This is a genomic window from Sporosarcina sp. ACRSL, from assembly GCF_022346605.1.
In the GTDB taxonomy this organism is placed as follows: Bacteria; Bacillota; Bacilli; order Bacillales_A; family Planococcaceae; genus Sporosarcina.
Map to the genome: position 1 here is coordinate 72,224 of NZ_JAKRNT010000001.1, position 17,627 is coordinate 89,850.

The following is a 17,627-nucleotide window of genomic DNA, read 5'->3' on the forward strand; positions in this document are numbered from 1 at the left end:
ATTTTTGTATCCTACTTTTAATTATGAATTGCCAATAAAAGCTCTCTAAGAACTTTACAAGCAACTGCTGTCGATACACCGCTTTGATCATAAATAGGTGACAGCTCATTGACGTCACAGCCGACAATATTGAGATCGCTCACTGTCAATATTGCTTGCAATAATTCTAAGAAACTCACGCCGCCAGCTTCAGGTGTGCCAGTGCCAGGGAAGACGGATGGATCTAACACATCCAAATCGATCGTCAAATATACCGGTTTCCCTTGTAATCTTTCAACGACTTCTTCAAGTCCATTAAAGTCGAATTTATTCGTGAAGACTCGATCTTTGCCCCATTCAAACTCGCTCCGGTCACCCGAGCGAATGCCGAATTGGAAGATACGGTCATCACCAAGAATATCCCATACACGATGGATGACTGTCGCATGTGACAGTTTTTCATCGAGATAATGGTCACGCAAATCTGCATGGGCGTCGAATTGGATAATGTGTAAATCGGGGAATTGATCTGCGACTGCCCGAACAGACCCGAGTGTAACCAAATGCTCACCGCCAATCATACAAGGGATCTTGCCGGCTTGGACGATTTTTTTGGTATACTCCGTAATTTGTCCTAAAGCCCTTTCCGTATTTCCGAAACTCAACTCGAGGTCTCCTCCGTCATAAACGGAGATGTCTTCCAAATCTTTATCCTGATAAGGACTGTACGTCTCGATTCCGAATGATTCACCGCGCATCACTTTACTTGCGAATCTTGTGCCCGGACGATATGAAGTCGTCGAATCAAAAGGAGCGCCGAAAACGACGATACCCGATTCTTCATATTCATTGTCACATCCGATGAACGTCTCGATATTTTTATTCAGCATCTTTCAATTGCTCCTTTACGTAGTTCGGCAATGCAAATGAGCCGACGTGGATGTCGGTGTTATAATACTTTGTTTGCAATCCGAGCTGATTCCAAGCATCCGCATTCAAATCTTTGATTGGATCGTATTTTTTAGATGCGAAACCGAATAGCCAGTGTCCTGAGGGATACGTCGGTATATGCAATTGGTACACACGGCAAATAGGGAAGAACCCCATGATCCGCTTATGTGCCCGTTGCATGCCGAGTGCGTCCTCCTCGTAGAAAGGGCTCTCATGCTGATTGACAAGTATTCCTTCATCATTTAGGGCCTTATAGCAATTGCCGTAAAATTCTCTCGTGAACAAGCCCTCTCCCGGTCCAAATGGATCCGTCGAATCGACGATGATCAAATCGTATTCATCATTTCTGGAGCGCACGAATTTCAATCCGTCCTCAAAATGAAGATGGACACGAGGGTCATCAAGCTTGCTTGCGGTTTGAGGGAGGTATTTCCGACATACATCAACGACCATCTCGTCAATTTCAACCATATCAATATGCTCGATTGAATCATATTTCGTCAGTTCACGAATTGTGCCGCCATCCCCGGCCCCAATGACGAGCACTTTCTTAATGTTGGGATTGGTAGCCATCGGTACGTGAGTAATCATGTCATGATAAATGAATTCATCTTTCTCCGTAACCATGACTAAGCCATCCAAGGTCAGGACACGCCCGAACTCGGCAGTTTGTAGCACATCAATTTTTTGAAATTCACTTTTTCCTGTGTACAGGTGTTCAATGACTTTCATCGAAAATTGGACATTCGGCGAATGATTTTCTACAAACCATAGTTTCATTACTCAACCTCCTTCAAAACATTGATATGCTCGATTTTGCTATCTTCCGTACCTGTCATGAAGCTCCCTTTATCTTTACAGTATTGGATATATTCCAAAATTTCGGGAGTGATTCGTTCACCTGGAGCCAAAATCGGAATACCTGGAGGGTAGGCCATGACGAATTCACTTGAGATACGGCCAGCGCTTTCATTAATAGGAAGTGTTTCCTTTTCCGCATAGAACGCTTTTTGAGGCGTATAGACGACATGGGGAGTAATGTATTCATGATCGAATAATCCACTTTTGTCCTGACTATATCGTCTTTTAATCTCAGCAAGGGCTGCAACGAGTCGTTCAAGATCTAAACGGCGGTCTCCGACTGAAATATAGGCAAGAATATTACCGATATCCCCAAACTCGATTTGGATGTCATATTCATCCCTCAGAATGTCATACACTTCGACGCCTGCAAGTCCAATATCACGTGTATGGACGGAAAGCTTTGTCGTATCGAAATCAAAGATCGTATCCCCATTCTTCAACTCTTCGGAAAATGCATAATATCCTCCGATTTTATTGATTTCATCACGAGTATATTTTGCCATCTCCCCAACCTTTTGGAAGATTTCCTTACCATTCAAGGCTAGATTTTTCCGTGAGATGTCGAGGGAAGAAAGAAGCAAATACGACCCGCTTGTCGTTTGCGTCAAATTGATAATCTGCCTCGTGTACCCTTCACTCACTTCGTTATTGATCAGAAGAAAAGAGCTTTGGGTCAATGAACCACCGGATTTGTGCATGCTGATGGAAGCCATATCCGCACCGACCGACATTGCAGAAGCAGGGAGGTCATCACTGAAATAAAAGTGGGTTCCATGCGCTTCGTCCACTAGGACAAGCATTCCGTGACGATGGGCAAGATCGGTGATCGCTTGCAAATTCGAACAGACGCCGTAATAGGTTGGGTTATTAATGAGAATCGCTTTCGCTTCAGGATGCGCAAGAATTGTATTCTCCACTTCTTGTACAGACATACCTAAAGGGATCCCAAGGTCAGTGTTCACACCTGGATTGACATAGACCGGAACAGCTCCGCTTAAGATAAGCGCATTGATGGCGCTTCGGTGAACATTGCGCGGCATGATGATTTTATCTCCTGCCTTGCACGCTGTCATCACCATCGCTTGAACAGCTGACGTCGTTCCGTTCACCATGAAGAAAGCATGCTTTGCCCCAAAAGCCTCGGCTGCAAGCTCTTCTGCTTCTCGAATGACGGAAACAGGGTGGATGAGATTATCTAATGGTTTCATTGAATTGACGTCCACTGACATGCAATTCTCACCTAAAAAAGAGGTCAGCTCCTCATTTCCTCTGCCACGTTTATGGCCGGGAACATCAAAAGGAACGACCCGCATTTTTTTATAATTGTTGAGAGCCTCCATAATCGGGGCTTTATCTTGTGAAAGAATGTTCAACACCGTCCTCTCACTGTTCATATATATTGGAACCGCTAAAGATTTCAATCATCTCTTTGCGTAAATTGTTTGTAATATACAGCCTTTCTTTCGGAGGTATTTCATACACATCCGTATTGAAGAGGTAATTTTGCAAATTGATGTCTTTGATTAGCAGTTTTGTATGAAAAATATTTGACTGATATACATTCACATCGATGGCGTCATATTTCTGCAACGTTTCACTATCGATATAATCTTGGATCGATGTCATCTTATGGTCCATAAATAACTTCTTCCCTGAATCATCCCGAGTAAACCCCCGGACCCGGTAATCGGTTGTAATGATGTCCGAATCGAAGCTGCCAATTAGATAATCCAAGGCGTTTAATGGTGAGATTTCCCCACACGTCGATACTTCGATATCAACACGGAAAGTGGCAATCGAATTATCTGGGTGATATTCAGGATACGTATGGACGGTGACATGACTTTTATCCAAATGTCCAACAACGGAATCCCGGGTTTTTAATATTTCAATTTCCCCCCGATTGCAAGACTCATCGATCAGTGCAACCGGTAGTGTCTCTTCCGTAATTAGGATGGTGACACTTGCGCCTTGTGGATCATAATCCTGTTTGCTCACGTTCAACACATGGGCTCCGATGATTTCTGTTACATGATAGAGAATGTTCGTCAATCGTTCAGAGTTGTACTGCTCATCGATATAAGCAATGTAGTCTTTTTGTTCCCGCTCACTTTTCGCATAGCTCACATCATAGATGTTGAAGCTAAGTGTTTTGGTGAGGTTGTTAAAGCCGTACAACTTCAGCTTATTTTCCAACCCGAATATCACTCCTTTTTTCGAGAAAATCATTTTAATTATAGAGTAAAAAAATACCTAGTCAAGATAAATTATTTCCTCTTTGCACTCAAGTCAAACAACCTATATAGTAGTAGGAAAATAAAGGTGTTTATTTACTTTTAACGTTAGTATATGTTCAATGAGATAGCAAGTAATTGTAAATTTCAAATATGAGGGAGTGGGAGAAAAAATGTACGAGCAAAAAACGACGGAAACGGATGCCAGTGTCATTGAATTCATCGAAGCGGTAGATAGCCCGAAAAAACGGGAGGACGCGTATCGATTATTGGAGATCTTTACAGAGACGGCAGGCTTCAAAGCGAAAATGTGGGGGCCGAGCATTATCGGCTTCGGATCGTATCATTATGTTTATAAAACGGGGCATGAAGGGGATGCGCCGTTAGTCGGATTTTCGCCCCGCAAAGCGAAAATCAGCCTTTATTTTGCGCCGGGTGATGAAGAACGGGAAACGCTTCTCGCCAAATTCGGGAAGCATACGACAGGAAAAGCGTGCGTGTACATTAATAAAGTAGATGATATTGATATCGAAGTGCTGAAACAGCTCATCACCCAATCCATTCAATTTCTAAGAAAAACATATCCAGAGAACTAATCATGGTGGCAAAACGAATATATATTCGTTTTGCCGCTTTTTTGTATGCTTCATCTTATAGAGCTTCCTCGCATACAATGATTGAAACCACGCCCTGAATGGAGGGAAACGAATGGATATTTTACGGAAGTTGGAGCATTTCCGTGAAGAGGAAAGCAAGCTGAAGTGGGAAGGCACCTTCGCCGAGTATCTAGACATTTTAAAAGAACGTAAAGAAGTTGCACAAACGGCACATTCGAGAGTGTTTGAGATGATTAAAAGCCATGGTGAAACGAAAGAAAACGGGTATACAAAATTTCGCTTTTTTGAAAATGAAATTTATGGTCTTGAGGACACAATCGAGAAGCTTGTCAATGAATACTTTCATCCTGCGGCGAAACGACTCGATGTTCGAAAAAGGATCCTGTTGCTCATGGGTCCCGTCAGCGGCGGAAAATCGACGATCGTCACCTTGTTGAAACGTGGACTGGAACAATATTCAAGGACGGATGAAGGTGCGGTATATGCCATAAAAGGATGTCCGATGCATGAAGATCCATTGCATTTGATTCCAGAATATTTACGAGATGATTTTTACGAACAGTTTGGTATCAGGATTGAAGGTAGCCTTTCACCGTTAAATACGATGCGCCTTGAAAAAGAATACAACGGACGGATTGAAGACGTACTAGTTGAAAGGATTTTCTTCTCGGAAGACAAAAGGGTAGGGATTGGAACGTTCACACCTTCCGACCCGAAATCACAGGATATTGCAGATTTGACAGGGAGTATTGACTTTTCGACAATTGCCGAATATGGCTCCGAGTCTGATCCTCGTGCGTACCGTTTCGACGGCGAACTCAACAAGGCCAATCGCGGAATGATGGAATTTCAGGAGATGTTGAAACTCGATGAAAAGTTCCTTTGGCATCTTTTGTCATTAACGCAAGAAGGGAATTTCAAGGCTGGTAGATTTGCATTGATCAGTGCGGATGAACTGATCGTCGCCCATACGAATGAAACCGAGTATCGGGCATTCATTTCAAATAAAAAGAATGAGGCGCTCCATTCAAGAATTATTGTCATGCCGATCCCTTATAACTTGAAAGTGAGCCAAGAAGAAAAAATTTATGAAAAAATGATACGGGAGAGCGACATGGCCCATATCCATATTGCACCGCATGCCCTTCGAGTTGCTGCCATTTTCTCTGTGTTAACTCGCTTAAAAATATCGAAAAAGCAAGGGATCGATATTGTGAAGAAGATGCGATTGTATGACGGTGAAAGTGTAGAAGGGTTCAACTCTGCTGATTTGGAAGAGCTGAAAAAAGAATTTCCGAATGAAGGTATGGACGGCATTGATCCAAGATATGTCATCAATCGGATCTCGTCAGCCATCATCCGAAAAGAAGTAGATGCGATTAATGCACTCGACGTGCTCCGTTCCTTAAAAGAAGGGCTGGATCAGCACCCTTCCATCTCAAAAGAGAATAAAGAAGAATATTTGAATTATATATCGATCGCACGTAAAGAGTTCGATGAGATTGCGAAGAAAGAAGTGCAGAAGGCATTCGTCTATTCCTATGAGGAATCAGCCAGAACCATGATGGATAATTACTTGGATAACGTCGAAGCCTTTTGCAATAAACATAAAATGAAAGACCCTCTAACGGGTGAAGAGATGAATCCGGACGAAAAGCTCATGCGCTCGATCGAAGAGCAAATTGGTATATCTGAAAATGCGAAAAGGGCTTTCCGTGAAGAGATTCTTATTCGGATTTCTGCATATGCAAGAAAGGGGAAACGGTTCGAATACAATTCACATGAGCGGCTGCGTGAGGCAATCCAGAAGAAGCTGTTCGCCGACTTGAAGGATGTCGTCAAAATTACAACGTCATCCACGACACCTGACGAGACACATTTGAAAAAAATCAACGAAGTCGTTGCAAGGCTCATTGATGAATATGGCTATAATTCTATTTCTGCAAATGAATTACTAAGGTACGTCGGCAGTTTGTTGAACAGGTAATTAAATCCACCCATATCAAGAACGACCAGTCGTTGCATATACTAAAAATAATGAGTGGACTGGAGTAGGTGAATAGAAATGCATGAAGAGCAGAGCGAATCATTTGTCGTCTCCCAGGAAAACTGGTCGCTTCACCGAAAAGGATATCAGGATCAGCAACGTCATTTGGATAAAGTGAAGAAAGCAATCCACAACAATCTGCCCGAATTGATCAGTGAAGAAAGTATTGTTATGTCGGATGGCAAAGACGTCATAAAAATTCCAATACGTTCTTTGGATGAATACAAAATTCGATATAACCACAATAAGTCGAAGCATGTCGGCCAGGGAACCGGGGATAGCCAGGTGGGGGACGTTATTGCAAGCGACGGAAGTCAAAGTACCGGAAAAGGGAAACAGGCCGGTGATAAGCCGGGGCAAGATTATTATGAAGCGGAAGTTTCGATTGCGGAAATCGAAGAGACGTTATTTAAAGAGCTTGAACTGCCGAACCTCGAGAAAAGGGAACAAGCAGACATCATTGAAGAGGATATTACGTTCAATGACATTCGGAAAAAAGGGCTTATCGGGAATATAGATAAGAAGCGGACGATCATCGCAGCCTTCAAACGGAATGCAATGGAAGGCAAAGCTGAAATTATGCCAATCCATCAAGATGACTTACGTTTCAAAACTTGGGATGAAATTGTTAAGCCACAATCGAAAGCGGTCGTTCTCATGATGATGGATACGAGCGCATCAATGGGCAATTTTGAAAAATATATGGCAAGAAGTTTCTATTTTTGGATGGCAAGATTTTTGCGGACGAAGTATGAAAAAGTGGATATTGAATTCATTGCGCATCATACGATGGCGAAAGTCGTCTCGGAAGCAGACTTCTTTTCAAAAGGTGAAAGCGGAGGAACGATTTGCTCCACTGCGTATGAAAAGGCGCTTGAGCTCATATCGAAAAAATACAATCCATCACGATACAATATATACCCATTCCATTTCTCGGATGGGGAAAATATGTCCTCCGATAACGGAAAGTGCATGAAGTTAGTGGAAGAGCTTATGGATGTATCGAATATGTTCGGTTATGGGGAAGTGAATGCGCATAGCCGATATTCGACTTTGATGAATACGTATCAAAAAATCGAAAATCCCAAATTCAGGCATTATGTGCTCAAGGAAAATAAGGATGTCTACTACGCTTTAAAGAAATTTTTCCAAAAACGGCTGGAGGAATCCGTATGACGACGGATCATAAGGCACTTTCATATGCTGTTGAGGAAATTACGGAAATTGCAAAAGGGTTCGGGTTGGATTTTTATCCAATGCGCTATGAAATTTGTCCAGCGGATATCATTTATACATTTGGTGCGTACGGAATGCCGACACGGTTTTCGCATTGGAGTTTTGGAAAACAGTTCCATAAAATGAAGCTGCAATACGATTTAGGACTCAGCCAAATTTATGAGCTCGTCATTAATTCCAATCCATGTTATGCGTTTTTACTTGAAAGCAATACACTTATACAAAATAAGCTGATCATCGCACACGTTCTTGCCCATTGTGATTTTTTCAAAAACAACGCCCGATTTGCCAATACGAGGCGTGATATGGTTGAAAGCATGACAGCGACGGCAGAACGGATTGCCCATTATGAGATGGTTCATGGCAATGAAGAGGTCGAAAGCTTTTTAGATGCAGTTCTTGCGATCCAAGAACATATTGACCCTTCGCTTGTCAGATGGCGTCATGGAAATGAAGAAGTCGAACATGAAGACAATGATCCGATCAGTCGGAAGACGGAATACGATGATTTGTGGGAAATGGATTATAAAAAGCTGAAGCCGCCGGCGGAAACAAGGCGGAAAAAGATACCGCCTTCCCCTGAAAAGGACTTATTGCTATTCATCTTGGAAAACAGTCGGGAATTGGATGAATGGCAAAGAGATATATTAACGATGGTTCGTGAAGAAATGCTTTATTTCTGGCCGCAACTCGAAACAAAAATAATGAATGAAGGTTGGGCCACGTACTGGCACCAGCGGATCCTCAGGGAAATGGATCTAACGTCCGATGAAACAATCGAATTTGCAAAACTGAATGCAAATGTCATCCAGCCTTCGAGAACATCCATCAATCCGTATTATTTAGGGTTGAAAATCTTTGAGGATATCGAATACCGCTATAATAATCCAACAGAAGAGATGCTTGAATTGGGGGTTAAGCCTAATTCAGGAAGAGAGAAAATATTTGAAGTGAGAGAAATGGATTCGGATATTTCATTTATCCGAAACTATTTGACGAAAGAGCTTATCCAAAAAGAAGACTTGTATATCTTTGAGAAAAAAGGAACCCTCTATAAAATATCCGATAAAGAATTTCAGAATGTGCAAAATCGTCTTATTGCCCAGCGAGTAAACGGGGGATTCCCGTATATTGTCGTACATGACGGGGATTATGTCCGAAATGGGGAGCTCTACTTAGTGCATAAATACGAAGAAACCGAGCTGGATGTCCCGTATTTGGAAAACGTCCTTCCGTTTATTCATCAGCTTTGGGGTCGCATCGTCCATTTGGAGACGTACGTGGATAATAAACAAGTCGTGTTTTCGTACGATGGAAAGAAAGTACACCGGAGATTTGCATAAAGTTTGCCGCCACATGGAATGTGGCGGTTTTTATATTCTATTATTTCACTAAATACTGTAAACTAAATAGAATAGTGTCAGAGGGGGAATGAACGTGAAAATTAGAGTGGCTGTAATGAATGACGCGGAAGGAATCGCCCGTGTTCATGTTGATAGCTGGAGGACAACTTACAAGGGAATTGTATCTGAATCAGTTCTTCAAAATTTATCGTATGAGCAGCGTGCAGAAAATTGGCGGAGAGGAATCGGGAAAAACGCTTTATATGTTGCAGAAGACGAAAACGGCAAGATTATCGGCTTTGCAACGGGAGGTAAAGAACGGACAGGTAACTATGAGGCAGACGGGGAGTTATATGCAATTTACTTGCTGCAAGAAGCACAAGGCCAGGGAATCGGGAAGAAATTGACGCAATTAATTGCCCAAAGCCTGAAAGAACAAGGGTTTACATCGATGCTAGTATGGGTCCTTGAACAAAATCCGTCAAAAATGTTCTATGAATCACTCGGTGGACAACCTATTGCTGAGGCGATGATCGATATAGGAGGAGAGGAATTCAAGGAGATTGCATATTACTGGGGGAACATCGAGGAGATAGGGAGATGAGTAAATGATACTTCATACAAATGTATACGGAAATGGGGAGCCTGTAATCTTCTTGCACACGGGACTACAGACTGGGGAAACAGATTTCGTATATCAACGAAATAAGTTACAAGAATCATATAAAGTCATTCTTCCCGATTTGCGGGGGCATGGCAAATCTAAAATTGAGGAATTTGAGATCCAAAGTTATTTTGAAGATGCGGCAAATGACTTGCATAAAACAATGCTACATTTAAACATCAACCAAGCTCATGTTGTCGGATGTTCATTAGGAGCGCTTGTCGGACTACTATTTGCGAAGAGATTTCCAAGTTTCGTCACAAGCCTCACATTATCGGGCATTATTCCGCAGAAACCATCTAATTGGAATAAATTAAGACAATCTGATATAGCGATGCAAAATGGAATACTCGAAAATGTAGACGCAATCCAATATTTTAATTCCATCCATCAATCAGACTGGCAAAGCTTCCTTAGAAAAACAATCGAACAGGATTGGTATCTATTTGACGAAACAGGGAATATAGAGGAGCTGCGTTGCAGGACGCTATTCATTGTTGGAGAAGAGAAAGAACATGAAGTGCTTGGCGTAACTATTTATCCAAAACAAAATCAACAAGTGCATATTGCAGTCGTGCCGTTTGCTGGACACCTTGTCCATAATGAGCAACCTGAACTTTATACAAAAATCCTCGAACGGTTTTTAAATGAAAGAAGGTATTTCCATTGAAAATTAGACAAGTAAAACCATCGGATGCGGAACAATTGGCAGAACTAATTAAACATGTTGAGAGCACATCAGACTTTATGTTGTTTGGGCCAGGGGAGAGTAAATTATCAGTGGATCAATTACGGAAAAGAATCGAATCTTTTGGAGACGATTCCTCAACGATTCTTGTATCAGAAGATGGAGGGGCTTTGAACGGATATTTAATGGTGAATGCTGGGGGTGCCAATAGAAATAAGCATTCCGCGTATTTGGTTATAGGAATAGCCCAAAAGTATAGAGGAAAAGGGGTTGGTAAAGCACTTTTTGAAGCGCTGGACAATTGGGCAAAGACCTGCCAACTTCACCGCCTCGAATTGACTGTGGTGAAAACGAATGCTGCAGGCATCGCCTTATATGAAAAAGCAGGCTTCCAAATAGAGGGCTTGAAGAAAGATTCATTATTGATCAATGGTGAATATGTCGACGAATATTACATGGGGAAAATAATATGAAGAAAATGGACATACCTATTTCATTCGAAGAAAAGATCATCAACTGTTTTGGGGAACCAGGGAAGGAATGGCTCCAATCATTGGATGAGAAAGTACACAGCATTGCGGACAACTGGGGATTGAAAGTGGAGGGCCCAGTCTCGAATCTTTCCTATAATTATGTCCTAAATGTAATAGACGGGAACAACATCCCTTATATATTGAAAATAGGTTTGCCTGGATTTGATTTTGAAAACGAAATTCGGACATTACAACTCTATGATGGAAAAGGCTGTGCAAGATTAGTAATAGCAGACGCGGAACAGGGGGCGTTGCTGCTTGAAAAGCTCCAACCCGGAACGATGCTTTCCACTGAACCAGACGAAAGGGTTGTCATTGAAAACTTCTGTCACGTTTGGAAACAGATCCGGCGACCTTTGCCGAAAGACGGCGATTTTCCAACGGTTCTTCATTGGGCAAAAGCCTTCTCCAGATATCATAGCAATTATCCCGAAAACGACGGTCCAATTCCGAACGAATGGGTCAAGATGGCGGTAGACTATTTGCATGAAATCCAGCAAACGTCCTTAGAAAGCGAGTTACTGCATGGTGATTTGCATCATGAGAATATATTATATTCTGCTGAGCAGGGGTGGCTAGCGATCGATCCGAAAGGCGTCGGGGGCAGTCCATACTTCGACGTTGTTTCATTCATGATCAATCATCTTTTCACAAAACCTGATCCAAAAGCGCTACTAAAGCTACGTGTCGATCTGATCAGTGAAACATTGCAATTGGAGCGTGAACAATTATTGAAAGCTGCAGTATCGATGACGACATTGTATGCTTGCTGGTCTGTGGAAGACAAAGATCCTGATTGGGATAAAACCTTTCAATGCGCGAAGTGGTTCCATGAATTCTTATGAAAGAATAAGCTTGGGCAAATGAATCATCTCATACCCTCCCGCATAACATAGTTTGAGGAGTGATGAGATTTGGAACGACCGTCATACCGGGGAAGCTTCGAACCATGGATCTCCCCACTTGACCCGTGTCCACCTATTAGGGTGAAAACGTTTGTATTGCCACCTCAACTGTTCATTGGTTTTCAACCGCCCGGACTTCCACAGTTCACGCCAGAGCAGGCGCTACGCCACGGAACACTATGGCCGATACTTGCCGATGGATTCTCTCGCGAGGAGGGTATTTCGTGAATGCATTCGAAGAAGAACGTCAGATGATGAAGCTCGTGCAAGAAGCTGATTTTGTCGTCGTCGAACTGACATTGTACACGAATACGCATCCGAACGATCAAGAAGCGTTAGCCCAATGGAGGGAAGCCATTAAAGAGGCTGCACGCCTCAGACGCCAATACGAAAGTCGATACGGACCCCTTTCATTGCACTCTATTCCTTCTGAACAGGCAATCGAAGCAGGCTGGCGTTGGAATCAACCACCGTGGCCATGGCAAAAGTGAAAGGGGGAGACTGAATGTGGGTCTATGAGAAAAAGCTTCTTTATCCAGTGGAAGTGACGACGTGCAATCCGAAATTGGCAAGGTACATTATGGAACAATACGGCGGAGCGGACGGCGAGCTCGCAGCAGCCTTGCGCTATATGAATCAGCGATATACTGTTCCTGATAAAGTGATTGGAGTTTTAAATGACATTGCTACGGAAGAGTTCTCCCACTTGGAAATGCTCGCAACGATGATCTATAAATTGACGAAAGACGCCTCACCTCAACAATTGGAAGAAGCGGGTCTAGCAGGGCATTTTGCAAACCACGGCCACGCACTATTCTATGAAAATGCGAACGGCGTCCCGTTTACAACGACATATATCCAAGCAAAAGGCGATCCGATCGCCGATTTATATGAAGATATTGCTGCAGAAGAGAAAGCACGGGCAACGTATCAATGGCTTATTGATCTGTCAGATGACCCGGGGTTAACCGATGCACTGAGGTTCCTTCGGGAACGCGAAAATGTCCATTCGTTACGTTTTAGGGAGTCTGTTGAGATTTTAAAAGAAGAGAGAGATCGAAAGAAAATCTTCTAACTTAATTCGGTGGAGCTGAATTAAGTTAGTGCCTCCGGCGGATGTCACGGATTTTTAGGGGAGTTTATCGAGCTAGCTCGATAAAAATCCGGACGCAATTACGCCGAGGCGTAATTGATTAATATAATAGCCTGTGTCTAATTGAGACGCAGGTTTTTTGCATGCCATCTTATATTTTCAATAAAAACAGGGTAGTACATAAGAAATGAATCCTATCGCCATACTTTCCGTATATATAGGAAGTGATAAAAACGAATACAAAAGAGAAAGGTGATCTTTATGAATAAACAATGGATGTCTGATGAAGAGTTTGACAGCATATTCGAAGAGAAATCAGCGGAAATCAACGAACAATTGGAAAGTGAAATCCTGATCGCCATGATCGGTGATGTGAATGCGGGGAAATCATCAACGATCAATCGCCTCATGGGCGACGAGGTTGCACAAGTCGGTGCAAAGCCAGGAGAAACGCAGCAAATTAAGAAATTCAATTTCAAAGATAAAATCATCTTCGTCGACACACCGGGTTTAGACGATATTTATAGTGAGCACTCCGAGGAAACGATGAATTTTTATAAACAGGCAGACCTCATTTTATTCTTTTTAAATGCGGCAGGAACGGTTCTATCAGATACAGAGCTCAAATCGTTAAAGAGAATCGCAAAAGTGAATAAAGATCTGATACTCGTTTTGAATAAAATTGATGCAGCTGACGATATACCGACCCTCGTGAAGTATGTTCAAGATCATACAGGATACGAATACCCTGTTACGCCAATCTCCTCGCGAACAGGGGAAAACATCGGAATGCTGCAAAAAGAAGTGCTCACATTATTGGAAAGCAAAAAAAAAGATATTTTAATGGCGGCAAATATGGCGGATAAATCTGCCATCGCCAATCGATGGATACTCGCAGCGGGTGCATCCGCAGCAACAATCGGAGCCGTCCCGATTCCGGGGTCTGACTTTGTACCGTTGACTGCCCTGCAGGTCAGTCTCATGCTGAAGCTCTCTACGCTTTACGGAAAACCGATTTCCAAAGACAACGCCAAGGAACTCATTATCGCAACAATTGTCGGCAATATAGGAAAGACCGTATTCAGACAAATTGTAAAGTTCGTTCCTGGTGCAGGCATGGTGGCCGGAGCGAGTGTTGCAGGTGGAATGACGATCGCACTAGGACATGCCGTCAAGTATGCACATGAAAACAATATCGAGTTAACGCCGAAATCGTTAAAACCGATTTATAATATGTTCTTAAAAAAAGCGAATGAAAAAAGAGAATGAAATAAAGAAAGGATAGATTAGGAAGCGAAAAAAAGATTTGGATTCATGGGCAAAGCTTGATTTGATAATAATATATGTTTCTTTTAAAGAGAAGAATAGATATAAAAATCTATTAAAATGCCGTAGATGTTTGATAGACTGGTACTTCACCCGTATTTTTCCACTATCAATTTATAAAAATATGATTAATAATGTTTAGCGAGGGTATACATATATGGGATGCATTGCTCTCAAACAGTATTAAACATCTCGAGGAGGAAATTTAATTATGGGTAACAACCAACCTAACAAATATCGTAAATTCATCGTCGGTGCAGCTTCTGCAGCATTGGTCGCATCAGCAGTCGCACCAGTAGCGAGCGCAGCACAGTTTTCCGATGTTAATGAAGGAAACTCACACGCACCAGCAATCAACGCATTAGTAGAAGCAGGAGTTATCAACGGTTATCCTGACGGTACATTCAAACCGAATAAAACATTGACTCGCTCTGACGTTGTTAAAATGATGGGTAAATGGCTTGTGTCACTAGGCTATGAAGTTCCAACAGATTACAAGACAAACCCACGCTTCACAGATCACACGTCTAAAACAAATGACGAACTCCTTAAATACTCTGCATTGGTAAAAGACAATGGCGTATTTAACGGTTATCCAGATGGCTCACTCGGAGCAGGACTCGATATTACACGTGAAAACATGGCGATCGTTCTTGTAAGAGCATATGATGCTATCAATAAAACTGATCTAGTAACTCTAGTAAAAGAACAAGAATTTGATAAAGACGTAACAGACCGTGCAACAGCAAAAGCTGAAGCTCGTCCATACATCGATGTACTTGACTACTACGATATTACGAATCCAGTTGCACCACAATTCAACCCTAAAAACACAACAACACGTGCGCAGTTCGCTTCATTCCTCTACAAAACTTCTAACGTAGAAGTAGGAGAAGTAGAAGACAAAGAAGCACCTAAACTAGTGTACACTGGCGAAAAAACACTTAACGTCGCATACGGCGCAGAATTCACAGTTCCAACTGTAACTGCAACTGACAACGTTGACGAAAAAGTCGAAGTCACTACAGTTATCACAAACGAAGCTGGCGAAAGACTAACTGCGATCGACACTAAAGAATATGGCACATACAAAATTACTTACAGCGCTGTTGACGCAGCAGGAAACAACGCTGAGGAATTAGTACTTACAGTAGTAGTTGCAGAACCTACTAACCTTGAAGTTGCTTCCGTAGCAGGAATTAACGCAACACAAGTTGAGGTGAAATTCAATCTACCAGTAGACAAAGCAACTTTGTTTGAAGATGGAAACAGCGGAGCGTTCAAATCGAATGTCGTCAAGCTAACTTCTCTTGACGGTGTTAACCCTGGTGCTCTTACGGGCGAATTGTCGAATGACGGTAAAACATTGACAATTACTGCGAAAAACGTACTTTCTAAACGTTATGATGTAGTAATTGACGGTTTAAAATCATACAATGGTAAAAATATCGTGAAGTATGAAGAAATGGTTACAATTGCAGAAGATAAAACTGCACCAACAGTTGTAAAAACAGATAGAGTTTCTGCTAGCACGTTCAAAGTCACTTTCTCTGAACCTCTTAAATCTCTAGGAAATGTTAGCTATAAACTAACGAACGGTACGGCTGTTGCGGCTTCTAATAAAGGTGTTACACACAACTTTAGAGCAGGGGCTAAAGAAGTCACTTTCACTCTAGGTTCAGACGTTGCAGCTAACCAAGATGTAATTGCTACATTCATTGGTACACAAGACCAAGCTGGCAACTTGATTTCACCTAACCCGACAACAGTTACTTTCCAAAAAGGCGACAAAGATGGAGTGAAACCAGCAGTAACGTCTGTTACTCAAACTGGCGCAAAATCTTTTGCTATCAAATTCACTGAGGAATTGCAAACAGCTCCGGCTGTAACAATCGGCGGTTCAGCAGCTTCTAATGTTGAAAAAGATGCGAACGATCCAACTGTTTACAACGTAACTACATCAGCTGTTCTTGACGATGCGAAAACTGTCGTAATTAGCGGTTATGTAGACCTTAGCGGTGAAACAGGAGAAACTGTTAGCAGAGTAGTTAGCTTTGTAAAAGATATTAACGCTCCTAAAGTTGCATCCAGTGCAGTTGTTGCAGACGAAACTAACGGAAAAGAATATCTTGAAATTACATTCGATAAGAATGTTGTTCTAGGCAATGCTCCTACAGTAGACGGTGTAGGATCGTATGTTAAAGACTTTGTAACTACACGAGTAACTGCTGATAGTCTGTCTGCTACTCCGGTTAGCTACAAAAACGCTTCAAATAAAAAAGTCGTACGTGTTGAGCTTGATACGTTCCTTGGTACTACATTTGATGTACAAGGTGCAACGTATACTCTTGACTTGACATTTGCGAATGTTGCAAGTGAATCAGGAGTTACTGCTGATACAGCTAAAGTAACATTTACACGTGGACAAGACGTTACACCTGCAAGCGATGCAATCGTTGAAGTAGAATCTGTAGTACAGGATGAAGAAGATAACAATAAAGTATATGTAACATTCGATAAAGCAGTTGACGGAGCATCTGCTACTACAGTTTCTAATTATCGAATTGATGGTGCAGTAGTTGAATCTGTTGAGTTAAATCCTGTATCTAATGACAAGCAAGTTGCAGTTCTTACTCTACAACAAGATTCCAATAACTTCACAGGAACACGCAACATCAACATTGCGAACGTGAAAGCATTAGGTTCAACTAAAGCAATGGAGCCTTTCTTCGCAAACACTGTATCTCTTAAAGAAAATGTTGCACCAAAAGTAACATCTGCTAAATTAGTAGGAACAGATCAAGTTATTGTTACTTTCAGTGAAGCAGTTACTGCAACTGAAGGAACAGGTGACTTTGAACTACTAATTGGTGGATCTACAGTTGCAACTAAATCAGTTGTGACAACTCCTAATGCATCAGGTGTTACTACTGTAACATTCACATTGGGCGCAGATCTTTCAAATGCTGATTTGGAAAAAGTGTTGGAGTTGAAAGCAAAAAGCACTCTAACTATTGAAGATGCTGCTGGAAATAATCTTGCAGTTCCTGCAAACATCACTATTTCTAGATAATAGTGAAGTAAGTTTAACCCCTTGGCCAAAGCCAAGGGGTTTTCCTGTATACTTAACTAAAAAGCGAAAGGACT

General features: G+C 42.0%; 17 protein-coding genes. 13 read left to right on the forward strand and 4 right to left on the reverse strand.

Annotation, left to right across the window (positions count from 1 at the left end):
- Window positions 1–17: 17 nt before the first annotated feature.
- The 4 genes from speB to speD are packed head-to-tail and all read right to left on the reverse strand — an operon-like array spanning window position 18 to window position 3,990.
- Entirely contained in the window at window positions 18–869 is an 852-nt protein-coding gene (speB, locus tag MHZ92_RS00495; RefSeq protein WP_239429534.1) for an agmatinase, read from the reverse strand.
- Window positions 859–1,710, reverse strand: a complete 852-nt coding sequence (speE, locus tag MHZ92_RS00500) for a polyamine aminopropyltransferase (protein WP_239429535.1) — start codon at window positions 1,708–1,710, stop codon at window positions 859–861. The genes speB and speE overlap by 11 nt, the downstream gene beginning before the upstream one ends.
- Window positions 1,710–3,188, reverse strand: a complete 1,479-nt coding sequence (locus MHZ92_RS00505; protein ID WP_239429536.1) for an aminotransferase class I/II-fold pyridoxal phosphate-dependent enzyme — start codon at window positions 3,186–3,188, stop codon at window positions 1,710–1,712. The genes speE and MHZ92_RS00505 overlap by 1 nt, the downstream gene beginning before the upstream one ends.
- A complete protein-coding gene (gene speD, locus MHZ92_RS00510; RefSeq protein WP_239429537.1) occupies window positions 3,178–3,990 on the reverse strand; it encodes an adenosylmethionine decarboxylase in 813 nt (270 codons plus the stop codon). The genes MHZ92_RS00505 and speD overlap by 11 nt, the downstream gene beginning before the upstream one ends.
- Before the next feature lie 211 nt (window positions 3,991–4,201).
- On the opposite strand from speD, the gene MHZ92_RS00515 reads away from it, so the two are divergent.
- The 13 genes from MHZ92_RS00515 to MHZ92_RS00575 all read left to right on the forward strand — a co-directional run bounded on the left by MHZ92_RS00515 (window position 4,202) and on the right by MHZ92_RS00575 (window position 17,553).
- Window positions 4,202–4,624: a DUF1801 domain-containing protein gene (locus tag MHZ92_RS00515; RefSeq protein WP_239429538.1), complete on the forward strand. Its 423-nt coding sequence runs from the start codon at window positions 4,202–4,204 to the stop codon at window positions 4,622–4,624.
- 112 nt (window positions 4,625–4,736) lie between these two features.
- On the forward strand, window positions 4,737–6,632 hold the full coding sequence (locus tag MHZ92_RS00520; protein WP_239429539.1) for a PrkA family serine protein kinase: 1,896 nt from the start codon (window positions 4,737–4,739) through the stop codon (window positions 6,630–6,632).
- Between the two features lie 78 nt (window positions 6,633–6,710).
- Window positions 6,711–7,868: a sporulation protein YhbH gene (gene yhbH, locus MHZ92_RS00525; RefSeq protein WP_239429540.1), complete on the forward strand. Its 1,158-nt coding sequence runs from the start codon at window positions 6,711–6,713 to the stop codon at window positions 7,866–7,868.
- Window positions 7,865–9,271: a SpoVR family protein gene (locus MHZ92_RS00530; RefSeq protein WP_239429541.1), complete on the forward strand. Its 1,407-nt coding sequence runs from the start codon at window positions 7,865–7,867 to the stop codon at window positions 9,269–9,271. The genes yhbH and MHZ92_RS00530 overlap by 4 nt, the downstream gene beginning before the upstream one ends.
- Before the next feature lie 88 nt (window positions 9,272–9,359).
- Complete coding sequence (locus MHZ92_RS00535; protein WP_255723302.1) at window positions 9,360–9,875, forward strand: GNAT family N-acetyltransferase; 516 nt, start codon at window positions 9,360–9,362, stop codon at window positions 9,873–9,875.
- Window positions 9,876–9,879: 4 nt separating this feature from the next.
- A complete protein-coding gene (locus MHZ92_RS00540; protein ID WP_239429543.1) occupies window positions 9,880–10,605 on the forward strand; it encodes an alpha/beta fold hydrolase in 726 nt (241 codons plus the stop codon).
- Complete coding sequence (locus MHZ92_RS00545; RefSeq protein WP_239429544.1) at window positions 10,602–11,096, forward strand: GNAT family N-acetyltransferase; 495 nt, start codon at window positions 10,602–10,604, stop codon at window positions 11,094–11,096. Before MHZ92_RS00540 ends, MHZ92_RS00545 begins: the two co-directional genes overlap by 4 nt.
- Window positions 11,093–12,001 (forward strand): aminoglycoside phosphotransferase family protein, encoded by a 909-nt coding sequence (locus MHZ92_RS00550; protein ID WP_239429545.1) that lies wholly within the window; start codon window positions 11,093–11,095, stop codon window positions 11,999–12,001. The genes MHZ92_RS00545 and MHZ92_RS00550 overlap by 4 nt, the downstream gene beginning before the upstream one ends.
- A gap of 69 nt (window positions 12,002–12,070) precedes the next feature.
- Complete coding sequence (locus MHZ92_RS00555; RefSeq protein WP_239429546.1) at window positions 12,071–12,289, forward strand: spore coat associated protein CotJA; 219 nt, start codon at window positions 12,071–12,073, stop codon at window positions 12,287–12,289.
- A complete protein-coding gene (locus MHZ92_RS00560; RefSeq protein ID WP_239429547.1) occupies window positions 12,286–12,552 on the forward strand; it encodes a spore coat protein CotJB in 267 nt (88 codons plus the stop codon). The genes MHZ92_RS00555 and MHZ92_RS00560 overlap by 4 nt, the downstream gene beginning before the upstream one ends.
- A gap of 14 nt (window positions 12,553–12,566) precedes the next feature.
- Entirely contained in the window at window positions 12,567–13,136 is a 570-nt protein-coding gene (locus MHZ92_RS00565) for a manganese catalase family protein (RefSeq protein WP_239429548.1), read from the forward strand.
- A 279-nt stretch (window positions 13,137–13,415) separates the two neighbouring features.
- Entirely contained in the window at window positions 13,416–14,423 is a 1,008-nt protein-coding gene (locus tag MHZ92_RS00570; protein WP_239429549.1) for a YcjF family protein, read from the forward strand.
- Window positions 14,424–14,691: 268 nt separating this feature from the next.
- Window positions 14,692–17,553 carry an S-layer homology domain-containing protein gene (locus tag MHZ92_RS00575; RefSeq protein ID WP_239429550.1) on the forward strand — a complete coding sequence of 954 codons (2,862 nt, stop codon included), beginning with the start codon at window positions 14,692–14,694 and terminating at the stop codon, window positions 17,551–17,553.
- The last annotated feature ends 74 nt before the right edge of the window (window positions 17,554–17,627 follow it).

Excerpts from the sequence above, each read along its gene's own strand:
- speB (WP_239429534.1), bottom strand. The coding sequence starts at position 869 with ATGCTGAATAAAAATATCGAGACGTTCATCGGATGTGACAATGAATAT.
- speE (WP_239429535.1), bottom strand. The coding sequence starts at position 1,710 with ATGAAACTATGGTTTGTAGAAAATCATTCGCCGAATGTCCAATTTTCG.
- MHZ92_RS00505 (WP_239429536.1), bottom strand. The coding sequence starts at position 3,188 with ATGAACAGTGAGAGGACGGTGTTGAACATTCTTTCACAAGATAAAGCC.
- MHZ92_RS00515 (WP_239429538.1), top strand. The coding sequence starts at position 4,202 with ATGTACGAGCAAAAAACGACGGAAACGGATGCCAGTGTCATTGAATTC.
- MHZ92_RS00520 (WP_239429539.1), top strand. The coding sequence starts at position 4,737 with ATGGATATTTTACGGAAGTTGGAGCATTTCCGTGAAGAGGAAAGCAAG.
- yhbH (WP_239429540.1), top strand. The coding sequence starts at position 6,711 with ATGCATGAAGAGCAGAGCGAATCATTTGTCGTCTCCCAGGAAAACTGG.
- MHZ92_RS00530 (WP_239429541.1), top strand. The coding sequence starts at position 7,865 with ATGACGACGGATCATAAGGCACTTTCATATGCTGTTGAGGAAATTACG.
- MHZ92_RS00535 (WP_255723302.1), top strand. The coding sequence starts at position 9,360 with ATGAACGTGAAAATTAGAGTGGCTGTAATGAATGACGCGGAAGGAATC.
- MHZ92_RS00540 (WP_239429543.1), top strand. The coding sequence starts at position 9,880 with ATGATACTTCATACAAATGTATACGGAAATGGGGAGCCTGTAATCTTC.
- MHZ92_RS00550 (WP_239429545.1), top strand. The coding sequence starts at position 11,093 with ATGAAGAAAATGGACATACCTATTTCATTCGAAGAAAAGATCATCAAC.
- MHZ92_RS00565 (WP_239429548.1), top strand. The coding sequence starts at position 12,567 with ATGTGGGTCTATGAGAAAAAGCTTCTTTATCCAGTGGAAGTGACGACG.
- MHZ92_RS00570 (WP_239429549.1), top strand. The coding sequence starts at position 13,416 with ATGAATAAACAATGGATGTCTGATGAAGAGTTTGACAGCATATTCGAA.
- MHZ92_RS00575 (WP_239429550.1), top strand. The coding sequence starts at position 14,692 with ATGGGTAACAACCAACCTAACAAATATCGTAAATTCATCGTCGGTGCA.